Consider the following 21,628-nt stretch of genomic DNA (forward strand, 5'->3'; position numbering starts at 1 on the left):
CGCGCGTCGATGGAGACCTTCATCCAGGACCTGCGGTATGCGCTGCGCACGTTGGGCAAGAGCCCCGGCTTCACGCTGGTGGCGGTGCTGGCGCTCGCGCTGGGCATCGGCGCGAACAGCGCGGTGTTCAGCGTGGTGAACGGCGTGCTGCTCAGGCCTCCACCGTTCGCGGAGCCGGAGCGCCTGGTCCACGTCTGGGGCAACTACGCCAGGTCCGACCTGAAGGACATCTGGGTGTCGGTGCCCGAGTACCGGGACTACCTCACGATGCCCAAGTCCTTCTCGTCGGTGGGGGCCTATGTGGAGAGCGACATCACGCTCACCGGAGGGGACGTGCCGGAGCGGCTCACCGTGATGTTCTCCACCGCCTCGCTGTTCCCCACCCTGGGCGTGGCTCCGGCGCTGGGCCGCACCTTCTCGCATGAAGAGGAGACGCCGGGCCGGGAGCGCGTGCTGGTGCTGACGGACAAGCTGTGGCGCACGCATTTCGCCAGGGACCCGCGGGTGCTGGGCCGAGTGCTGCAACTGGATGGCAACGCATACACGGTGGTGGGTGTGCTGCCGCCCGGCGTGGAGTACCCGGCGGGCACGGACATGTACGCGCCCTTCGCGCCCACGCCCGCGCAGGCGGCCGAAGACGTGCGCGGCAACCACTACCTCAGCATGGTGGGACGGTTGAAGCCCGGCGTGACGCTGGAGGCGGCGAGGGCGGACATGGCGCGGGTGGGCCAGGAGATGGAGACCCTGTACGCGAGCAGCTACGGGGGCTACGGCTGGGCCATCAGCGTGAAGTCGCTGGAGGACGAGGTGGTGGGCCGGGTGCGCGGCACGCTCTGGCTGTTGCTGGGCGCGGTGGGCTTCGTGCTGCTGGTGGCGTGCGGCAGCGTGGCCAACCTCCTGCTGGCTCGGGCGGCGGCAAGGGGCCGCGAGGTGTCCATCCGCGCGGCGCTGGGCGCGGGGCGCGGCAGGTTGTTGGCGCAGTTCCTCACGGAGAGCTTCGCGCTGTCCGCGTTGGGCGGCGCACTGGGCCTGCTGATGGCCGTGTGGGGCACGGACGCGCTGGTGGCGATGGTGGGAGACGGGCTGCCTCGGGCGGAGAAGGTGGGGCTGGATGCGGCCTCGGTCTTCTTCACCTTGGGGGTGTCGCTGCTCACGGGCCTGGTCTTCGGGTTGGCGCCGGCGCTCCATGCGAGCCGCGCGGACCTGAGCGCGACGATGCGCGAGGGCTCGCGAGGAACGGAGGGACGCAACGCGGGCTGGCTGCGCTCGGGGCTGGTGGTGACGCAGGTGGCCCTGGCGTTGGTGTTGCTGGTGGGCGCGGGTCTCTTCCTGCGGAGCTTCCAGGCGCTGACCCAGGTGGAGGCGGGCTTCACTCCCGAGGGCGTGCTCACCGGTCAGCTCTCGCTGCCGGCCGCCCGGTATGCGAGGCCGGAGGACCAGCGGGCCTTCCAGCAGGAGCTGCTCCGTCGCGTGCAGGCGCTGCCCGGCGTGGAGTCCGCGGGGGTGACGAACAGGCTGCCTTTGGGTGGAAGGACGGACACCAGCTTCGACATCGAGGGGCGGATGCGGGCGCCGGGGGAGATATGGCCGGCGGTGGAGACGCGCTTCGCCAGCGCGGACTACCTGCGCACGCTGCGGGTGCGGCTGCGCGACGGGCGCATGCTCCAGGAGACGGATGGACCGGACGCGGCGGGGGCGCTGGTCATCAACCAGACCTTCGCGAACCTCTACTGGCCGCGGGGCAACGCGCTGGGCCAGCGACTGAAGTTGCACCGGCCGGATGCGAAGTGGGCCACGGTGGTGGGCATCGTCGACGACCTGCGCGAGTGGGGACTGGATACGCCCGCGCGTCCGACAGCGTACTACTCCGTGGCGCAGACTCCGCTCTCCAATCTCCACCTGGCGGTGCGGGCGAAGTCGGGCCACCCGGAGTCATTGCGCACGGCCATCGAAGCGGAGGTGCTCGCGCTCGATGGCCAATTGCCCTGGTTCAACGTGGCGTCCATGGTGCAGCGGGTGGATGAGTCCATCAGCTCGCGCAGGCTGACGGCGGTGCTGATGGGCTTGTTCGCGAGCACGGCGCTGTTGCTCGCGGCGCTCGGAATCTCGGGAGTCATCGGCTACGCGGTGGCGCGGCGCACGCGGGAGATGGGCATCCGCATGGCGCTGGGCGCGACGAAGTCGGATGTGCTGTCGCTGGTGCTGCGCCAGGGCCTGACGCTGGCGGGGTTGGGCGTGTTGCTGGGGCTGGTGTTGTCACTGGTGCTGGCGCGGCTCTTGAGCACGCTGCTGTTCGGTGTGACGGCCTATGACCCGTGGACCTTCGTCGGGGTGGCCGCGTTGCTGAGCGGCGTGGCCCTGGGTGCGACGTGGCTGCCGGCGCACCGCGCGACGCGGGTGGACCCCATCATCGCCTTGAAGGCGGAGTAGGAGCGCGCGTCGATGGAGACCCTCATTCAAGACCTGCGGTACGCGCTGCGCACGCTGGGCAAGAGCCCGGGTTTCACGCTGGTGGCGGTGCTGGCGTTGGCGCTGGGCATCGGCGCGAACAGCGCGGTGTTCAGCGTGGTGAACGGCGTGCTGCTCACGCCGCCGCCCCTCGCGGAGCCGGAGCGCCTGGTCACCGTGTCCAACGACATCCAGGCGGTGGGCCTGGAGGGCATCTCCATCTCTACGCCCGAGTACCAGGACTTCCGCACGCTGCCGCGAGTCTTCAGCTCGGTGGCCGCCTACAACTGGCGGGACATGACGCTGACCGGAGGCGGCGCCGCGCAGCGCTTCGCCGTGGTGCAGGGCACCGCCACGTTGCTCCCCACGCTCGGCGTGACGCCGATGCTTGGCCGGAACTTCACCGAGGCGGAAGCCTCTCTGGGTGGGGAGAAGGTCGTGGTGTTGACGCACAAGGTGTGGCGCGCGCACTTCGCGGAGGACCCCGGCGTGTTGGGCAAGACGATGCAGCTCGACGGCAAGCCCTACACGGTGGTGGGCGTGCTGCCCCGCGGCGTGGTGCACCCGGAGCGCGCCGACCTCTACGTGCCCTTCGTGCCGCTGCCGGAGCATGTCTCGGAGCGCACCACGCGCTACCTCTTCTGCCTGGCGCGGATGAAACCGGGCGTGACGCTGGAGCAGGCGCGCGCGGACATGGCTCGCGTCGCCCTCGACATGCAGGCGGTGGAGTCCCGCTACCAGGGGATTGGCTGGTCCATCCGCGTCACCTCGTTGGAGGACAAGCTGGTGGGCGACGTGCGTGGCACGCTGTGGCTGTTGCTGGGCGCGGTGGGCTGCGTGCTGCTGGTGGCATGCAGCAGCGTGGCGAATCTGCTCCTGGCTCGTGCGGCGGCGCGTGAGCGCGAGGTGTCCATCCGCGCGGCGCTGGGCGCGAGCCGTGGCCGGCTGGTGGCGCAGTTCCTCACGGAGAGCCTCGTGTTGTCCCTGGCGGGTGGCGCGCTGGGGTTGCTCCTGGCGATGTGGGGCACGGATGCGCTCCTGGCCTTCATGGGAGACGGACTGCCGCGCATGGCGCACGTGAAGCTGGATGTGACGTCGGTGTGCTTCACGATGGGCGTCTCCGTCCTCACGGGCCTGGTGTTCGGACTGGTGCCGGCGCTCCAGGCGAGTCGCGCGGACCTGAATGCGACGATGCGCGAGGGCTCGCGAGGCTCGGAGAGTGGCCGTTCGGGCCGGTTGCGCTCGGGGCTGGTGGTGGCGCAGGTGGCCTTCGCGCTGGTGCTGCTGGTGGGGGCGGGCCTGTTCGTGAAGAGCCTGCTCGCGTTGCGAGGCGTCGACGCGGGCTTCAAGCCCGAGGGTGTGCTCACCGGTCGGCTCGCGCTGCCTGAGGCGCGCTTCGCGGAGCCCGCCCGCAAGCTGGCCTTCCAGCGCGAGCTGCTGGAGCGCCTGGAGGCCTTGCCGGGCGTGGAGTCCGTGGGGCTCACCAACATGCTGCCGTTGGGTGGCATCTCCACGAGCGGCCTCGAGTTCGAGAGCCGGCCGGAGGTGCAGGGCGAGCTGCTGCCCGCGGTGGATTTCCGGCTGGCGAGCCCGGGATACCTGAGCACGCTGGGGGTGAAGCTGCTTCAGGGCCGCCTGCACCAGGGCATCGGCGAGGTGGGCGCGGTGCCGGAGGTCGTCATCAACAAGCGCTTCGCGGACGTGTACTGGCCCCAGGGCAACGCGCTGGGACAGAGGCTGTCAATCGAGCCGAGGAAGCAGTGGGCGACGGTGGTGGGCATCGTGGACGACCTGCGCGAGTGGGGGCTGTCCTCGCCCGCGCGGCCCGCGGCCTACTGGTCGCTGCCGACGTCGCCCGCGTCGTACCTGGGCCTCGTGGTCCGGGTGAAGGCGGGGGAGCCGGAGGCGCTGCGCGCGTCCATCGAGGCGGAGCTGCGCGCGGTGGACGCGGACGTGCCGCTGTTCGGCGTGGCGCCGCTGGCGCGACTGGTGGATGAGTCCATCAGCTCCAGCAGCCTGTCCGCCCTGTTGATGGGACTGTTCGCCGGCACGGCGCTGTTGCTGGCGGCGCTGGGCATCGCTGGCGTCGTGGGCTACTCGGTGGCGCGGCGCACGCGGGAGATGGGCATCCGCATGGCGCTGGGCGCGGCCAGCTCCGACGTGTTGGTGATGGTGCTGCGCCAGGGGCTGAAGCTGGCGGGGCTGGGCGTGGGGGTGGGGCTGGTGATGTCGCTGGGCCTGGCCCACCTCTTGGGCAGCATGCTGTACGGCGTGACGGCGTATGACCCGTGGACCTTCACCGCGGTGGCGGCGCTCCTGGGCGGCGTGACGCTCCTGGCGACGTGGCTGCCGGCGCGGCGGGCCTCTCGCGTGGACCCCATCGTTTCCTTGCGCTCCGAGTGAGCACGAAAGCACCTCCCATGTCCTCACCTCTCATCTCATTGCGTCAGGTCGAAAAGTCGTACCCGTTGGCGGGGGGCCGCACCTGGGTGCTGCGCAACATCGACCTGGACATCCAGCCCGGCGAGTTCGTCACCCTGATGGGCCCGTCCGGCGCGGGCAAGTCCACGCTGCTGGCCGTGCTCGGCATGCTCGATGCCGAGTGGAAGGGCGAGTACGTCCTGGACGGGCAGGCCGTGCACGCGATGAAGCCGAAGGAGCGCGGCGAGTTGTCCCGGCGCACCATCGGCTTCGTCTTCCAGCAGTACCACCTGCTGGACAACCTGACGGTGGCGGAGAACCTGGAGGTGCCGCTGTCCTACCGCAACCTCAAGCGCGGTGAGCGCGAGGCGTTGGTGGGCGACATGCTGGACCGCTTCCAACTGGTGGGGAAGAAGGACCTGTTCCCCGCGCAGCTCTCCGGTGGACAGCAGCAGTTGGTGGGCATCGCGCGAGCGCTCATCGCCACGCCGAAAATCCTGCTGGCGGACGAGCCGACGGGCAACCTCCACTCGCAGCAGGCGAAGCACATCATGGAGGTGTTCCAGACGCTCAACAAGGCGGGCACCACCATCATCCAGGTGACGCACTCGGAGGCCAACGCGGCCTTCGGCCACCGCATCATCCAGCTGGCGGACGGCTGGCTCCAGAAGACCTGAGCAGGGCACGAGGCCACCATGCTGAGCGATGTGTCGATGGATGTGCGGTACACCCTGCGGACGATGCGCCAGTCGCCTGTCTTCACCCTGGCGGCGGTGCTGGTGCTGACGCTGGGCATCGGGGTGACGACGGCGCTGTTCAGCGTGGTGGACGCGGTGCTGCTGCGTCCACTGCCGTTTCCGGATCCGGACCGGCTGGTGGTGATGTCCACCGATAAGCCCGGGAAGTTGCTGGCGCGCTACAGCCTGCCCAACTACGAGGACGTCGCGCGGCTCTCCACGCGGCTGCGCTCGATGACCGCGTACGGCCAACGGTTGATGAACCTCACCGGCCACGGGGACGCCGAGCAGCTTCGCGGCGCGGTGGTGGTGGGGGACTTCTTCGGGGCGTTCGGCATGAAGCCGATGCTGGGGAGGACCTTCGCGCCCGAGGAGCGCGACGCGCGGCTGGCCGTCATCTCGCATTCGCGCTGGATGAAGGCGGGCGGCGGCGAGGGCGTGCTGGGCCGCACGCTGACCCTGGGCGGTCAGCCCTACACGGTGATTGGGGTGATGCCGCCGTCCTTCGACGTGCCCGCCCACACCACCGAGGTCTGGGTGCCCTTCGACAGCCTTCCTGGCGCGGCCACGTCGGAGGAGCGCACCGAGCGGGGCTTCCGCTCCTTCGCCGTCGCGGCGAGGCTTGTTCCTGGCGCGACGCTCGAGTCGGTCCGCCACGAGCTGAAGAGCCTGAACGAGGAGCTCCTCTCACGGGACGACGCGACCCTGAAGCTGGGGGTGGTCCGCTACGCCGACTCCCTCACCCAGGGCGTCAGCCTGCTCCTGTGGGTGCTGCTGGGCGCGGTGTCCCTGGTGTTGCTGCTGGCGGCGGCCAACGTGGCGCACCTGCAGCTCGCGCGGGCGGCGGCGCGGCAGCGTGAGCTGGGCATCCGCGTGGCGCTGGGCGCTGGGCGCGGCCGGCTGGTGCGTCAGCTCCTCACGGAGAGCGTGCTGCTGGCGCTGCTGGGCGGCGTGGGCGGCGTGCTGCTGGCGCTGTGGGCCACCGATTTGTTGATGATGCTGGGGGCCAACACGCTGCCCCGGGCGGGCGAGGTGGCGGTGCATGGCCGCGTGCTGCTCTTCGCGTTGGCGGTGACGCTGACGACGGGCGTGGGCGTGGGGCTGGTGCCGGCGCTCCAGCGCTCGCAGCTCTCGCCGGCGACGGTGCTGGGGCGTGGGGCGACGGAGAAGTCGCGGGGCCGCACGCACGCGGTGCTGGTGGTGGCGGAGGTGGCGCTCGCGCTGATGCTCGTCACCGGGGCGGGGTTGATGCTGAAGAGCTTCTGGCGGATGTACCAGGCCGACCCGGGCCTGGACCCGGTGGGTGTCTTCGTGGCCCGACTGGCGCTGCCGCAGAGCCGCTATGACACGCCGGAGCGGACGGAAGCCTTCCACCGGGAGCTGACGGCGCGGCTCGCCGCGCGTCCGGAGGTCGCTGGCGTGGGCGTGGGCGGCAGCCTCCCGGCGGGCGGCTCCCTCTCGCGCTCGGGCTACTGGAAGGAGGGAACCGAGGACCCGCCGGTGCGGCCCGACGCGCTCATCAACGTCACCACGCCGGGCTTCCTGGAGGCGCTGCGCGTGCCGCTGCTCGCGGGGCGCCTGCTGACGGAGTCGGACGGAGCGAACGCGCCAAGGGTCATGGTGGTGAGCGAGCGCTTCGCGCGCGAGGTCTTCGCCGGCGAGGACGCGCTGGGCCGCCGAGTCTCCTTCGGTGGCGACGACGCGGATGGAAACCCGCTGTGGACGACGGTGGTGGGCGTGGTGGCGGACGTGGCGTACGCGGGCGTGGAGGTGGGGCACGAGCCCACCGCGTACGTCCCCATGGCGCAGGAGCCGACGACGGACGGGCAGCTCGCGGTGCGGGCGGCGCCGGGCCTGGACCCGAGGAAGCTGGAGTCGGTGGTGCGCGAGGAGCTGCGCGCGGTGGACTCCATGGTGGCGCTCGCGCGTGTGGGCACGCTGGAGGACCGGCTGTCCTCGGACCTGGGGCAGCCGCGCTTCCGGGCGGTGTTGCTGGGGGCCTTTGGTTTGCTGGCGCTGGTGCTGGCCGCGGTGGGCATCTACGGCGTGATGTCCTACTCGGTGTCACAGCGCGAACACGAGATGAGCGTGCGCATGGCGCTGGGCGCACGCGCGGCGGATGTCCTGAGACTGGTGGTGGGGCAGGCGCTGCGGCGAGTGGGGCTGGGGTTGGTGCTGGGCCTGCTCGGGGCGCTGGCGGCCCACCGCATCATGGAAGGTCTGCTCTACGGGATGGGGGCGCTGGATGTTTCGGTCTTGGCTTCTGTCTCGCTGCTGCTATTGGGCACGGCCTGGCTGGCGAGCTGGCTGCCGGCGCGCAAGGCCGCCAACGCGGACCCCGCCGCCGTCTTGCGTCGCGGCTGAGCCTCTTTGTTTCTGGCACTCTTTCTTCCTGGATGTTCCCCGTGTCCGAACCCCTCCCTGTCTCCGTCGTCACCCCTGTCTCCGCTCCCATCGCCACGCGTCCCTCGCGCATCCTCATCGCGGATGACCAGGCCGACGTGCTGGAGGCCCTGCGCCTGCTGTTGAAGCGGGACGGGCACACCATCGTCACCGCGCAGTCGCCCGCTGGAGCGCTCGCCACGCTGGAAGCCGAGGACGTGGACCTGGTGCTGATGGACCTGAACTACGCGCGGGACACCACGTCCGGGCGAGAGGGCATGGACCTGCTTGGCCGCATCCGCGCGCAGGACGCGGCGTTGCCCGTCGTGGTGATGACGGCGTGGAGCAGCGTGGAGGGCGCGGTGGAGGCGATGCGTGGTGGCGCGCGCGACTACGTGCAGAAGCCGTGGGACAACACGCGCCTGCTCGCCACGCTGCGCACGCAGTTGGAGCTGGGCCGGGCGCTCAAGCGCAGCCGCCGGCTGGAAGAGGAGAATCAGCACCTGCGGCGCGGCCAGGGTGGCCTGCCCACCATGGTGTCCGAGTCGCGCGCCATGGTGCCGGTGCGCCGGATGATTGAGCGCGTGGCGCCGTCCGGGGCCAACGTGCTGGTGACGGGTGAGCACGGCACGGGCAAGGAAGTGGTGGCCAGACTGCTGCACGCGTCCTCCACGCGCGCGGACCGGGCCTTCGTGGCCGTCAACTCGGGAGGACTCTCCGAGGGCGTCTTCGAGAGCGAGCTTTTTGGCCATGTGAAGGGCGCCTTCACCGACGCGAAGGCGGACCGCATCGGCTGCTTCGAGCTGGCGGATGGCGGCACGCTGTTCCTGGATGAGATTGGGAACATGCCGTTGTCGCAGCAGGCGAAGCTCTTGCGCGTGCTCCAGACGGGGGAGTTGCACCCGGTGGGCTCGTCGAAGACGCGGCGCGTGGATGTGCGGGTGGTGAGCGCCACCAACGTGGACCTGGCCAAGGCGGTGGCCGAGGGCCGCTTCCGCGAGGACCTGCTGTACCGCCTCAACACGGTGGAGGTGCCGTTGCCGCCGCTGCGTGAGCGCCGCGAGGACATCCCGCTGTTGGCGTCGCACTTCCTGGCCGAGCACGGCAAGCGCTACGGGCGCAACGCGGCGCGGCTGACGCCGGGGGCGCTGGAGGCGCTCCTGGCCTACCCGTGGCCGGGCAACGTGCGCGAGCTGGAGCACGCGGTGGAGCGCTCGCTGCTGATGGCGGTGGGGGACGATGTGTCCGCGGAGGACCTGCTCTTGCGCCGGGCGGGTCGCGAGGGCCTGTCGCGGCTGGAGGAGATGACGCTGGAAGAGGTGGAGCGCTACCTCATCGAGCGCGCGCTGGCGAGGCATGAGGGCAACGTGAGCGAGGCGGCGAAGGGACTGGGCCTGTCGCGCAGCGCGCTGTACCGTCGGCTCCAGTACTACGGAATCAAGGGAGCCCGGTGAGACGCAAGCGCGAGCCCTGGCCACATGACCTGCAGATGCTCGCCCTGACGTGGCTGGCGGGTCTGCCGGGAGGGGTGGTCTCGCTCGCGCTGGTGTGGACGGGAGACTTTTCATCCAAGGTCCGCTGGACGCTGTCCACGTTGGTGGTGGGCGTCTTCCTGGGTGTGGGGCTCCTGGTCCGCGAGCGGGTGATGCGGCCCCTGCACGCGCTGGCGAACCTGTTGGCGGCGCTGCGCGAGGGGGACTACTCGACGCGCGGTCGCGGCGCGCGGGTGGGGGATGCGCTGGGCGAGGTGCTGCTGGAGGTGAACGCCCTGGGCGACACCTTGCGCGAGCAGCGACTGGGGGCGCTGGAGGCCGGAGCGCTGCTCGAGCAGGTGATGGAGGAGATTGACGTCGCGGTGCTCGCCTTCGATGTCGCGGGCACGCTGCGGCTGGTGAATCGCGCGGGTGAGAAGCTGTTGGGCCAGTCGCGCTCGCAGTTGATGGGCAAGGGGGCTGGCTCGCTGGGGCTGGCGGACCTGCTGGACGGCCCGGCGCCTCGGAGGTTGTCGCGCTCCTTCGTGGAGGAGGGCGGGCCATACGAGCTGCGGCGCGGTGGTTTCCGCCAGGGCGGCCTGCCGCATCACCTGGTGGTGCTGGCGGATCTGCGGCTGGCGTTGCGTGAGCAGGAGCGCGAGGCGTGGCGGCGGCTGGTGCGGGTGCTGAGCCATGAAATCAACAACTCGCTGGCGCCCATCCAATCGATTGCCGAGGCGCTGCGCGACACGCTGTTGATGGAGCCGCGTCCCTCGGATTGGGAGGACGACGCGAAGAGCGGCCTGGGCATCGTCGCGAGGCGCTCGGAGGCGCTGGCGCGCTTCATGTCCGCGTATGCGCGACTGGCGCGGCTGCCGCCCCCGGTGCTGGCGGGGGTGGAGGTGGACGGCTGGGTGCGGCGGGTGGCGGCGCTGGAGAAGCGGCGGCCGGTGTCGGTGCGGGCGGGGCCGGCGTTGGCGGTGCGCGGAGACTCCGACCAGTTGGAGCAGCTGCTCATCAACCTGGTGCGCAACGCGGTGGACGCGGTGCTGGGCGAGGCCCCGGGCGCACAGGTCTGGGTGTCATGGGCGGTGCTGACGCCGGGCGCGGTGGAGGTCTGGGTGGAGGACGAGGGCCCGGGCCTTGCGGACACGGGCAACCTCTTCGTGCCCTTCTTCACCACGAAGCCGCAGGGCAGTGGCATCGGCCTCGCGCTGTGTCGGCAAATCGCGGAGGCGCACGGCGGAACGCTGCGCCTGGAGAACCGTCCCGAGGGACGTGGGTGCCGGGCGCGGTTGAAGTTGCCGCTGGAAGCTCACGGCGCGAGCACCGCGGCGCTGGCCCTGGGCTGAGACGTCGGGCCCTCGGGCTCCCAGGCTTTGGGGACTTCAGGCCACCTGGGCGCCGGTGTCCGGCGGCGCGTCATACGTGGGCGTGAGGTCCACCACGTTCACCGTGACGAGGTGATAGACGATGACGTTGCTCACCCAGAAGAAGATGGCGGCGTAGTGGACGTAGACGAGCGGCGAGCCGGGCCACACTTGCAGCGGGTGGTTGAAGACGTTGGCCGCCATGTAGCCGCCGAACCACTCGCCCATCCAGCAGACCAGGGCGCCGATGGCGACGCGCGTCCAGACCTTGACGCGCTGCGGGTAGAACCAGAAGTAGTGCAGGGTCCACAGCAGGCCGACGCATCCAGCCCAGAGCATCATGCTGCCGAAGGAGAACCAGTGGTACGGGGACTCGGGGTAGTACCAGCCCCAGTCCTTGTTCATCCAGCGCCAGGCCACGTTCTGGGACAGCTCCATGAACCAGAAGAGCGGTGCGACGTAGAGCACCTGCGTCATGAGGACTCGGAGGAAGCAACTCAGCGTCTTCCAGAGTCTCAGCGTGGACCCGTCGAGCGAAACCATGTGTTCCCCCCCGTGCTTCGGCCTGGGCGACCGAGGGCTGTTCATCTGACAGAACGTGATGAGTCCCATGTCTTGAAACATCGTGGGCGACAACCGCTTGTGTCCTGACGCCACGGGGGTTGCGCCGAGCTGAACGCGGATTCAGCCGTCGGCGAAGGGCCGGGGGTGGAAACCCGAGGAGACTCCGGGAGTTGACGCCTCTCGATGCGGGCGACGCCGGGCGTCAAAGCCACCGGCGGACGGCGCGTTGATATTCGACGTACTGGCCGCCGAATTTCTGGAGCAGGGCCTGTTCCTCGACGCGGATGTACCAGAAGTGGGTGAGCAGGCCGAAGGCGAGCGGCACGACGAAGGGTGAGACCGACCCCAGGGTGATGCCCAGGCCGACGAGGCTCGCGACGAAGCCCAGGTACATGGGGTTGCGGGTGAAGCGGAACAGGCCCTCGCGCGTGAGGGTGCCGGGGTCCCCGAAGGTGTTGATGTTGGTGCCCAGCTTCTTGAAGAGTCGGGCGTGCCATTGGGCGACGGCGATTCCCGCGAGCAGCAAGGCGCCTCCGAGCCAGCTCCAGGGGCGCCCCCACAGCTCGTGCAGCGGGGCGGTCCTGTTCAGGAGGACCATGACGCCCATGGACGCCAGCAGGACGACGGGGGGAAGGAAGAGGGCTCGCATCGTGGATGTCTCCGTGCGTTGGTGGCGCGCAGTCTTCCGGTGCGGGGGAGCGGCGTCGTTAACCCGGGTTTACGTTGAGAGGTGTCCGTGACGACGGCGAGGGAGGTGCTGCGGGGTCTGGCGGGGAGCGCGCTGCCGGGGTGGGACGCGGTGGCGCCGCTGCTGCGCGCGAAGACGCTGCGCAAGGGCGAGTACCTCTTCCACGTGGGCGAGGCGCGGCCGAGCATCTTCATCGTCACGCGCGGGCTGGTGAAGATGGTCTACGAGACGAGCGAGGGTGGCGCCTGGGTGAAGGCGTTCGCGGGGGAGGGGACGTGTTTCGCGAGTCTGGTGGCGCTGGCGCCGGGAGGCGTCACGAGCTTCTCCACGCAGGCGGTGGTGGAGTCGCGGGTGGAGCAGCTCGACTATGGCGAGGTGCGGAGGCTGGCGTCGCGCCACCTGGAGTGGCAGCGGGCGGTGAGCCGGGCCTTCGAGGTCTATGGGCTGCGCAAGGAGAAGCGGGAGATGGAGTTGCTCACGCTGTCCGCGGAGGAGCGCTACCAGCGGTTCCTGGACGAGCACCCGGACCTGGCGCCGCTGCTGTCGCAGCGGGATATCGCGAGCTACATCCGCGTCACGCCCGTGGCGCTCAGTCGCATCCGTTCACGGCTGCGAGGGCGACGGGCGTCGTGAGGCGTGTACCTACCGGAAGCTGAAGCGGGTGACCCAGGGGACGAGCTTCCGGACCAGGGTGAGCGGAGTGCTCTGGATGGCGGGTGGCATGGCGCGGAGCCAGGTGAACAGCTCCGAGATGACGGGCTCGGGCTCGTCGGAGGGGAGGTCGAGCGCTTGGAGCGTGAGCAGCTCCTTGTCGTGTTCGTAGCGCTTGAGCCGCGCGAAGAACTCCTCGGCGAGCTGGGGCTTCGAGGTCACCAGCGCCAGCAGCAACAGGCACATCTGGGACGGAGAGGTTCCCTCCTGTCCCTCGCCCATGAACTCGGTCTGTCCCGCGCTCGGGACACACGCCTTGATGAGTCGATAGGTGTTGGCGAAGCGCTTGAGCACACGAGGCGTGGGGCTCAGCAGCGGGCCGAGACAGTCGATGAACGCCAGTTCTCTCTCGCTGATGACGAGGCCGGGAGGATTGAGCTCTTCCTGTTCATTCGACGCGACCTGGGCGTGGCTGGAGGATGCGGAGGACTTCGGCTTGCCGTGTACGGATGCTGCTGCTTGCGGTGCGGCGCTCGTGGGCCACACGACCTTCAGCGGATCCCGTGTGTCCTGTGCGCTGTTGTCCAAATCTCCCCAGAAATTGGCGGTGCCTGGGGTGTCAACGACGAGCCTGGGCTTCAGCTCCAGGACCGTGGCCTCCCGCGAGTGCTCTTCCGCGGAAGGACGGGCCAACAAGCCGCGCAACATGCTCGAGCGGTGGTCGCTGCTCACGGGCCGCAGCCAGATGGGAATCTGGAAGATCTTCTCCAGGTAGTCGTAGGCCGTGGCTCCTGGGGTCATCGCATCCAGGGGCAGGGCGTTCGGGTCCTCCATCTTCAGCAGGTCCTTGAAGGTGTGGTTCAGGCAGCGCGCCACCCAGCGCGAGTCCACGCCCACGACGACGACGAACAGTGGGAAGGCGAGGAGCAGGTGCACGGCCTGGAGCACCTTCACCACGGTGTCTTGCGAGCAGCGGTCCAGGTCGTCGATGTAGAGGACGATGCGATTGATGGCGGGGACGTTCGGGTCCGTCTGTTCGTCGCGGTTGACCGCCTCCATCAGTCGCGACAGCTCCTCGAAGTCCCTGCGGATGAGGGCGACGAGTCCCAGGTGCTTGCGGTAGTCGTCGCTGCCGGTGCGGTTCTCGATGAACTTGTCGAGCAGCCGCGCGCTGGAGAGTTCGGCGATGGCTTGCTTCAGTTGGAGGACTTCGTCCTGGGCCTTGGCCATGGACGCTCGTTGCTGTTCCTCCGCCTGGGCCAGTGAGGCGACCTGCTCCCGAGCGACTTGTGCGGCTTCATCGAGCGGCTTGAGTCGATTCTGGAGTTCGGTTTCGATGGCCTGCTCGACTTCGCGCAGTCGCTTCTCGTTCTGCTCCCGCCGCTCTCGCAGCCACGCGGTCTGCCGCTGGAGCCAGAGCGTCACGGAGCCCACGAGGCCTGTCAGTGTCGTGAGTCCAGCCATCAGGCCCGCGAGATCCTGCTTACCGAACTCGTCGAGCACGAACGGAAGCGCCAGGCTCACGGCGAGAGAGACGATCAAGATGATGGCGGGAGGACGCAGTCGTTTGTTCGCGCTCCGCGTATCCAAGAGGGATGCGACGAATCCGCCGGTCTGTCTCAGCTCGGCCTGGGCATTGCCGAGGGCATCCCGCAAATCGAAGGCCGTGCGTCCCAGGGAGCTGAAGCCTGTTTCAGCCAGCCATGCGGTGGCCCGCTGCTGGACACCCTCCTCAAGCTTCAATGTGGCGGGCATCAACTCGAGCAGGGTGCGCTTTTCGGAGAGGGCTTGCTCCAACTCGACGCGCTTTGATTCCTTCTGTTGCTCCAGTTCGCCGACCTTCTGCTGCGCCAGCGCGACCTCGGCTTCCTTCGCGGTGACCTCGGCCTGCTTCTTGAGCAGCTCTGCTTCCCGCTGGGCGAGCCGTGTCAGCAGGTCATCCCTGCGTTTGCCGATGTCTGCTTCGGGCTCGTCCTGTCGCTTCCGGAGGTTGCGGAAGATGTGTTCGACGAGGCTGGCCCACAGGTTGCCTTCCGCGTAGTGCCAAGCGTTGAATTCGATCTGGATGATGTTCTTGTAGAAGGCCACTTCCCGCTGGGGACGCTGGGACTTCACGGCCCGGCCCGCGAGTTCCTCCACCCGTTTGCGCAGGTGGTGCATGAAGAACGACTTGCCCGAGCCCCAGTCTCCGAACACGCCGATGGACAGCGGTGGCGCCATGGTGCGCGAGGCAATCAGCGCACTGAGCGCATCGACGTCACGGTCGATGTCCAGGAGGTCTTCGTTCTCCCGCCCGTCGGCGTCGTAGCGAGGAGAATAGAGGGTGCGCTGTGTGTCGTTGTCCAACCAGCTCAGGGGCGAGGCTGGCGTGGGTGGTGGTTCTGTCTGTGGGTGTCCTCTGGAGAATTTGAGAGGGATTATCCCCATCCAGAACGTCGTCTCCTCGGGATGCAACGTGGATACGAACTCGGCGAACTGGCTGCGGAGTTGCTGTCTGTCCAGTTGCATCTCGTAGAAGTCGCTGTCGTGGAATTTTGGTAGCCACAGGAACGCCGCTACGAGATGGCGCACATCCAGAAACTGTTGAGGACTATGAGGGCCTCTGGTGCGGAGCTTTTCGGCCTCATGCAAGGCGCGTCGTGCCGAGGCAGTCCACGTCAGGGGAGCCTTCAGCATCTCCATGGGATGTTCCATGGATTCGAGATGCGAAATCTGAGGGGAAGCCAAGTGTGCGGTAGATAGGAGGCGAGGCATGCCGCCGGCGCTGGGCTGCTCAGCAACCCGCTTCATCCAGGTAGACACTGGGTCATCTGATCTGCCAACGGCGCCCATCAATGATGCGAAGGATATGTGGGCTCGAGCAGCGCTGAGGGACAGCGCAGAGGGGCGATCATCGGTAGCCACGGAGAGCTGGGCCGCGCGTCCAAGCAGCGTGGCGAAATCTTCGGAAACGGGGCCCATCTCCGTCACCGCACCCGTATCCATGTCCTGGAAGCGGACCATGCGCGGCCCAGAGTCCTCGGCCGCCTCGACGCTCTCATCCTCTTCCGGTCGTTGCATGTCCCCCCCTGCGCGAATGCACTGCGCCAACGATGTTGGCACCGTCACGCGCACGAAGGAAAGCCAGGCCCCCCAGGTCCCTCTGAGGCAGCACCGTGGACCCCATCACTCCAGGTCCACGGTCACACCTCACGTAGCCCTACCGGCTCGTCGCGTCATCCGGTCGGGTGCCACGGTCCAGCTCATCGCGGTCCAGCGCACCGTCCAAATCCCGGTCGATGCCAATCCGCACCTCCGAGCCCTTGGGCACCACCGTGTACGTCAGCTCACTTCCCGCGAGCGCCAGTGTCTGGAGCAGTGACGCGGTGACCGTCTCCGCCGCGCGGTCCGTCTGGAACAACCCGCCGCCCATGTACGTGGCCCCGCGCGCGATGCCTCCCTGGTTCCCCTTCGCCACCAGGCCCACCTTGCCGCTGTCCGCCAGCGCCTGGAACGTGGACAGCGTGCTCAGCTGCGCCGGAGTGGGGCTCGCCGTGGTCAGCGTCACCTGCCTCCCCACCGCCGCATGCGTGTCCTTGCTGTCCGGCCCCGGCGGCTCTCCCACCGTCGTCGCCGTGCCCTTGGGCAAATCCGAGCCCGAGAACGCCAGCATGAACGCCACCATGTCCGCGACCTCCTGGTTGCTCTGGAGCGTGAACACCGGCTCGGTGAGGAAGCGCGCAATCGTGTCCACGCTGCCGTCATGCGAGAACCCGAAGCCCGCCAGGTTCGACGTCTGCGTGAAGTCCATGCCCACCTTCTCGTAGAGGTTGCGCAGCTGGGAGATCTTCATCGTCACATTGGTGAACCCATCCACGGAGACCAGCCCCGTGTGACGCTCGCCGCTCGGGCCCGCGGAGACGGTGACGAACTGGCTCCCAGTCCACCGCACGTCCGCGCCCAGGCCCGTGGGCAGCGTGTGACACGTCGAGCAGGCGAACGCCCCCGAGTCCAGCAAGCGCGGCGGCCGATACATCTGCAGCCCGTTCACCGCGTTCCCGTTGGGCAGCGGCAACCCCGCCGTGCCAAACCGCCCCGTCGTGACGTGCCCCGGCAGCGGCAGGTTCGTGGGCAGCGAGTTGTCGAGGTTCCGGAACGGATTCGGCGCGAACGTCAGCGTGGCGAGGAAGTCCTCGAACTGTTGCATCTCGATGACCGTGAGCTGCGTGTCGTCGCCCTGGAGGCTGAGGAACGCACCGTTGAACTCCTCGATGCCCGCGCGGTCTCCACGCCAGTGCAGCGGCTCCTTGCCGATGATGTCCTGGAGCGTCTGCGTCGTCATGGGCCCCTTCATCGAGTGCCACGGCTGGAAGCCCCCCGTCAGTCCGGGAATGCCCATGCCCAGGTTCTGCCCCGTCACGGACTTGAGGTCCCCCGCCGGGTCTCCCAAATCCCACGCGAGCCGGTCCAGCCGTCCGTCGATGTGGCACGACGCGCACGACACATGCCCCAGGCCCGAGCTCCGGTGCGTGTCATACAGATGCTTGCGGCCGACCTTGATGGCACCCGGGGACGGGTCGAAGAACGGCACCCGCGCCACCTCGGTATTCGAAACCGTATCCACCACGGACACGCTCGCCGCGAACTTGTTGAGCACGTAGAGCCGCGTCCCGGAGAGCACCACGCCCGTGGGCCCCTCACCCACCGCCACCTGGGTAATCCGGCCGCCCGCGTCGTCCATGACCGCGACGTTGTTGGAGCCCATGCCCGTGATGTAGACGCGGCTCCCCTCCGCGTTCCACGCAAGCCCCCGAGGGTCTCCGAGCGCCAACTGCCGCGTCGCCTGTGGCACCGTGCCCGTGGTGTACGTCAGGTGCGGATTGAGGTCGAAACGGGAGACGACGGACGGAATCGCCGGGTCGAACGACGCGGCCATGACGCGCAGGAAGCGGCCCTGGAGGTTGGGCTCGAAGCGGACCTCGTTCACCGCGTCCGTGCCCACCACGACGACATGGCCTCCCGGGTGGACCGCCAGCGCCATGTCCAGGTTCATCAACCCGCTGGCATACGTCACAGCCAGCGTGGATGCGTTGATGATGGCCACGTCCCGGTCCGGCAAATCCCAACCCGCGCGGCGCCCCGACGCGGCGGCGTTGCTCCCCGAGACGACGCTCGACCAGTCACGGCTGTTGTCATCCATCCACCGGCCACTGGCGTCCTTCTTCACGATGAGGGCCACGGGAGGAGGCGCCGGGTTGCCACTCTTCCTCGGCGGCTTGAACGTGCTGCCCGAGTTGGGCGGAGGATTGACGCCCCCATAGGGCCCCACGCTGCTGCTCACCACGTTGGGCGGAAAGCCCCCGCCTCCCATCGCGTTGCCACCCCCGAGCACCGTGCTGCGATTGCCAGACTCGAAGAAGGCCACATACACCTGCGTGCCCGCGGCGTTGACGGCCAGCGCGCGAGGCTCCTCGCCTTGCAGCGCGATGCGCGTGGGCGCGGCGAGCGGTGTGGACGGGTCCACCACCAGCACGCGGTTGACCTGCGAGCAGGAGATGAACGCGCGCTGCGGCGAGCCCGCGAAGATGACGTCGGCGGGCTCGTCATCCGTGGGCACCGTGGCCTTCACGTTGAGCGTGGTGAGGTCGACGATGCTGACGCTGTCGGAGACATGGTTGACCACCCAGGCCTCGGTGTTGCTCCGGGCTCGCACGGACACGGGGTCCAGGCCCACGGGGATGGAGGCGGTGAGCACGGGCGTGCCGCTCGACACGGAGAACACCAGGAGCCGATTGTCCGCCGTGTTCACCGCGAGCAGACGGGTGCCATCCGGCGTCAGCTCCAGCGGATGGACATGCGGATGCTCCCAGTTCACGAACGCGCCCGGCGACTGCGCCCGGGACGCGCTCGCCAGCAGCACGAGGCACGGCAACAACGCGACCAGCACCCTGCGGACAACGGACATGGGACCCCCTGGCTTCGAGCACCCGGCTCGCTCTGGATGGAGAATTCCACTAAGTCTGTTAAGTCAGATTATTCTGACAAATATGGACCTGTAACACGAGCGGCTGACTCGGGTCGCGGCAGGGGCGAGGGGTCCTCGGGCACCCTTGGGCGTCACCGGGTTGGGAGGTCCCCGTTGGCCCGGGGAGGGAAGCACTCCAGAATCCGCCGGATGAAGCGTTTCCCCCACCTGTGTCTGGGCCCTGGCCGGGCGACCTCGAGTGTCGCGCGTGCCGTGGCCCTCTTCCTGACCTCCCTGCTGTGTGGCCTGGCGTCGGACGCGCACGCGGAGGTCGCCGTCCGGCGCACCTTCCTGAAGCTGCCGTCCTCCAACGGGCATGGCGCGGTGATGTTGGATTTGGAGCAGAAGAAGGTGTCGCACTTCCGCGAGCACAGCTTCGCGACGGAGGAGCCCGTCATCGATGCGCTGGGCAACGACGTCTTCGTGCGCGGGCAGCCGCAGGTGGTGCACTCGCGGGACGTGTTGTTCGACGCGTTCTTCGGCCTGCGCTCGGGCGGGACGCAGCGCTGGTTGAGCACGCAGGACGCGGACCTGGACGCCAGCGGCTACGCGGCGTGGGCGCCGGGGAAGACGGGCGGCACGGGGCTGGCGACGATGGTGCAGCGGGTGGGGACGCTGGAGGTGACGACGTATGTCTTCGCGCCCCAGTCCGTGCCGCACGCATCGTTCGTGATGGCGGTGCGGGTGCGCAACACGGGCGCGACGGCGTCCACGGGTGTGAGCGTGTTCTCGCTCCACAACTTCCATGTCGGCTTCGGTCGGCCCGGCGTGCTGGCGGACCTGGATGAGAACGGCGAGACGGTGGAGGTCAGCGGCAGCGACTTCGTGGAGAAGGGCTTCGCGGGCGTGGTGGTGGGGCGGCCGTTGGGCGCGGTGACTCGGAAGGCGGCGTGGCTGTCGGGGGCGACGGGGGCGGGCAACGGGTTCAACGTGGTGCAGGGGGGCGGGCAGCAGGACCTGCAGGAGTTCACGGCGCAGCCGTCGGCGGGGACGGGCTGGGCCACGGCGTATCAGTTCAACCTGGGAGACATCGCGGCGGGCGCGGAGAAGTGGGCCGGCGTGGCCTTCGTTCACTTCGGCAATCCGGAGGGGACGGCCACGGCGCGGCAGTGGCTGACGGACTACGTGGGCGCGTTGGATGCGAAGGCGCTGGTGGAGGCGGAGGTCGCGCGCTGGGCGGCCTTCCAGACGGACACCGTGAAGGTGCCGACGGGCACGGTGGAGAACGAGGAATCACTGGTGCGCCACTCCGCGGTGGTGCTGCACATGGCGCAGGTCCGCGAGGGTGAGACGTTCATGCGCGAGTCGCTGAGCCGGGATGGCGAGACGCGCCTGACGCGCTTCAAGGCACCCAACGGCGCGCCGGCGACGCTGCCGGGCATGGTGAAACACGCGGGCAAGGGCGCGGTGCTGGCGAGCCTTCCGCCGGGCCAGTGGACGTATGCGTGGATTCGAGACGGCGCCTACGCGGCGGCGGCGATGGCCACGCTGGGCATGCGGAGCGACGCGCGCGAGGCGCTGACGTACTACCTGAACGCGGACAGCGGGCGGTTCCAGAACTGGCGCGAGTTGCAGCCGTACTCGATGCCGCCGTACCTCATCACGCTCACGCGCTACCACGGCTTCGGTGTGGAGGAGACGGACTTCAACGAGGCGGGGCCCAACCTCGAGTTCGACGGCTTCGGGCTCTTCCTCTGGGCGCTGCGGCACTACGAGCGCACCACGGGGGACGTCACGCTGGTGGACCAGCACTGGCAGACGGTGTCGACGAAGGTGGGCGACGCGCTGGTGGCGCTCATCGACCCGGAGACGGGGCTCATCCGGCCGGACTCGTCCATCTGGGAGACGCACTGGAACGGGCGGCAGCGCGCGTGGGCGTACACGAGCCTGACGGCGGCGCGCGGCCTGTGTGACGCGGCGGTGCTGGCCGAGCGCGTGGGTGACGCCGAGCGTGCGACGCGCTACCGCGCCGCGGGCGAGTCCATCCGCCGGGCGATGGCGGAGAAGCTGACGGACGGCAACTTCGCGCTGGCCTCCAACCTGGAGGAGTTGAAGTCGGGCCGGGGGTACTGGGACACGGCGGTGTTCGACGCGTTCGCGTTCGAGCTGTTCGACCCGGCGGGGAAGATTGCCCGGGAGACGATTCGCGGATTGGACTTGAGGCTGTCGTCTCCGGCGGGCGCGGGCTGGTCGCGCAACGATGACCGCTATGACCACACGGGTGGCGCGGACATGAGCCCGTGGGGCAGCGAGTACGACAGCGCGGAGTGGGTCATCGTGAGCCTGCGCGGCGCGATGGTGAAGCGGATGGCGGGGGACTCGGAGCGCGCGGAGCGGGTGCTCAAGTGGGTGACGGACCAGTCGCTGAAGAACTACCTGGCGGTGTCGGAGACGTATGACGAGCTGAACGGCACGTACAAGTTCAACTCGCCCATGGTGGGCTTTGGCGCGGGGGCGTACGCGCTCGCGCTGGCGCACCGCGCGGACGGCACGGCGGACCCGGCGTGTGGCGCGTACCTGGATGAGAGCACGCTGTCGAAACCGCCGGACGCGGGTTCGGGTGAGCCGGACGCGGGCTCGGGCGAACCGGATGCGGGCCCGTTCGTGCCGGATGCGGGGGACTCGGAGGCGCCGCGTGTCAGTGGCGGCGGGTGCAGCGCCTCGGGCCCCGGCGCGATGGCGGTGTGGCTGATGCTGGCGCTCGCGGGACTCTCCGCGCTGACGCGGCGTCGCCGGGCCTGAGGCAAGGGGCTCGGCTCAAGGGGCCGGGAGCAGGGCGGGACAACGCCCGGCGCTTGTGGACACTCCAGCGAGACATGACGCGCCCCAGACCTCCAGATGGAGACATTCCATCCGGTGTCGGGGCAACGGGATGTCGCTGGAGTTCGCCT

The 21,628-nt window shown here is 69.1% G+C and carries 12 protein-coding genes; 8 read left to right on the plus strand and 4 right to left on the minus strand.

Annotated features, from left to right (window positions below; genetic code table 11):
- The first annotated feature begins 9 nt into the window (after window positions 1-9).
- From HUA74_RS05910 to HUA74_RS46580, 6 genes are read left to right on the plus strand one after another with little or no spacing between them, the layout of a single operon-like run.
- Window positions 10-2,430, plus strand: coding sequence for an ABC transporter permease (locus HUA74_RS05910; protein ID WP_174453760.1), 2,421 nt, complete (start codon window positions 10-12; stop codon window positions 2,428-2,430).
- 12 nt (window positions 2,431-2,442) lie between these two features.
- A complete protein-coding gene (locus tag HUA74_RS05915) occupies window positions 2,443-4,851 on the plus strand; it encodes an ABC transporter permease (protein WP_174453761.1) in 2,409 nt (802 codons plus the stop codon).
- A gap of 17 nt (window positions 4,852-4,868) precedes the next feature.
- Window positions 4,869-5,546, plus strand: a complete 678-nt coding sequence (locus HUA74_RS05920; protein ID WP_141642619.1) for an ABC transporter ATP-binding protein — start codon at window positions 4,869-4,871, stop codon at window positions 5,544-5,546.
- 18 nt (window positions 5,547-5,564) lie between these two features.
- A complete protein-coding gene (locus HUA74_RS05925; RefSeq protein WP_174453762.1) occupies window positions 5,565-7,970 on the plus strand; it encodes an ABC transporter permease in 2,406 nt (801 codons plus the stop codon).
- A gap of 32 nt (window positions 7,971-8,002) precedes the next feature.
- Window positions 8,003-9,442: a sigma-54 dependent transcriptional regulator gene (locus HUA74_RS05930; RefSeq protein WP_217442560.1), complete on the plus strand. Its 1,440-nt coding sequence runs from the start codon at window positions 8,003-8,005 to the stop codon at window positions 9,440-9,442.
- A gap of 35 nt (window positions 9,443-9,477) precedes the next feature.
- Entirely contained in the window at window positions 9,478-10,812 is a 1,335-nt protein-coding gene (locus tag HUA74_RS46580) for a PAS domain-containing sensor histidine kinase (RefSeq protein ID WP_217442565.1), read from the plus strand.
- A gap of 36 nt (window positions 10,813-10,848) precedes the next feature.
- Here the strand turns inward: HUA74_RS46580 and HUA74_RS05940 are convergent, their stop codons facing one another.
- Both HUA74_RS05940 and HUA74_RS05945 read right to left on the minus strand, forming a co-directional pair.
- Complete coding sequence (locus tag HUA74_RS05940; protein WP_141642623.1) at window positions 10,849-11,373, minus strand: hypothetical protein; 525 nt, start codon at window positions 11,371-11,373, stop codon at window positions 10,849-10,851.
- 223 nt (window positions 11,374-11,596) lie between these two features.
- Window positions 11,597-12,043 carry an isoprenylcysteine carboxylmethyltransferase family protein gene (locus HUA74_RS05945; protein WP_174453764.1) on the minus strand — a complete coding sequence of 149 codons (447 nt, stop codon included), beginning with the start codon at window positions 12,041-12,043 and terminating at the stop codon, window positions 11,597-11,599.
- Between the two features lie 87 nt (window positions 12,044-12,130).
- On the opposite strand from HUA74_RS05945, the gene HUA74_RS05950 reads away from it, so the two are divergent.
- Window positions 12,131-12,715 (plus strand): Crp/Fnr family transcriptional regulator, encoded by a 585-nt coding sequence (locus HUA74_RS05950; RefSeq protein ID WP_217442072.1) that lies wholly within the window; start codon window positions 12,131-12,133, stop codon window positions 12,713-12,715.
- A gap of 9 nt (window positions 12,716-12,724) precedes the next feature.
- On the opposite strand, the gene HUA74_RS05955 is transcribed toward HUA74_RS05950, so the two are convergent.
- Both HUA74_RS05955 and HUA74_RS05960 read right to left on the minus strand, forming a co-directional pair.
- Complete coding sequence (locus HUA74_RS05955) at window positions 12,725-15,079, minus strand: P-loop NTPase fold protein (protein ID WP_174453766.1); 2,355 nt, start codon at window positions 15,077-15,079, stop codon at window positions 12,725-12,727.
- A gap of 853 nt (window positions 15,080-15,932) precedes the next feature.
- Window positions 15,933-18,677 (minus strand): YncE family protein, encoded by a 2,745-nt coding sequence (locus tag HUA74_RS05960; protein WP_174453767.1) that lies wholly within the window; start codon window positions 18,675-18,677, stop codon window positions 15,933-15,935.
- Between the two features lie 210 nt (window positions 18,678-18,887).
- Here HUA74_RS05960 and HUA74_RS05965 point away from each other — a divergent pair, with 210 nt between their 5' ends.
- Window positions 18,888-21,479 (plus strand): glycoside hydrolase family 15 protein, encoded by a 2,592-nt coding sequence (locus HUA74_RS05965; RefSeq protein ID WP_174453768.1) that lies wholly within the window; start codon window positions 18,888-18,890, stop codon window positions 21,477-21,479.
- Window positions 21,480-21,628 lie beyond the last annotated feature (149 nt).

Origin of the sequence: Myxococcus sp. CA051A, from assembly GCF_013336705.1 — a bacterium.
In the GTDB taxonomy this organism is placed as follows: domain Bacteria; phylum Myxococcota; class Myxococcia; order Myxococcales; family Myxococcaceae; genus Myxococcus; species Myxococcus llanfairpwllgwyngyllgogerychwyrndrobwllllantysiliogogogochensis.

Excerpts from the sequence above, each read along its gene's own strand:
- HUA74_RS05910 (WP_174453760.1), top strand. The coding sequence starts at position 10 with ATGGAGACCTTCATCCAGGACCTGCGGTATGCGCTGCGCACGTTGGGC.
- HUA74_RS05915 (WP_174453761.1), top strand. The coding sequence starts at position 2,443 with ATGGAGACCCTCATTCAAGACCTGCGGTACGCGCTGCGCACGCTGGGC.
- HUA74_RS05920 (WP_141642619.1), top strand. The coding sequence starts at position 4,869 with ATGTCCTCACCTCTCATCTCATTGCGTCAGGTCGAAAAGTCGTACCCG.
- HUA74_RS05925 (WP_174453762.1), top strand. The coding sequence starts at position 5,565 with ATGCTGAGCGATGTGTCGATGGATGTGCGGTACACCCTGCGGACGATG.
- HUA74_RS05930 (WP_217442560.1), top strand. The coding sequence starts at position 8,003 with ATGTTCCCCGTGTCCGAACCCCTCCCTGTCTCCGTCGTCACCCCTGTC.
- HUA74_RS46580 (WP_217442565.1), top strand. The coding sequence starts at position 9,478 with ATGCTCGCCCTGACGTGGCTGGCGGGTCTGCCGGGAGGGGTGGTCTCG.
- HUA74_RS05940 (WP_141642623.1), bottom strand. The coding sequence starts at position 11,373 with ATGGTTTCGCTCGACGGGTCCACGCTGAGACTCTGGAAGACGCTGAGT.
- HUA74_RS05945 (WP_174453764.1), bottom strand. The coding sequence starts at position 12,043 with ATGCGAGCCCTCTTCCTTCCCCCCGTCGTCCTGCTGGCGTCCATGGGC.
- HUA74_RS05960 (WP_174453767.1), bottom strand. The coding sequence starts at position 18,677 with ATGTCCGTTGTCCGCAGGGTGCTGGTCGCGTTGTTGCCGTGCCTCGTG.
- HUA74_RS05965 (WP_174453768.1), top strand. The coding sequence starts at position 18,888 with ATGAAGCGTTTCCCCCACCTGTGTCTGGGCCCTGGCCGGGCGACCTCG.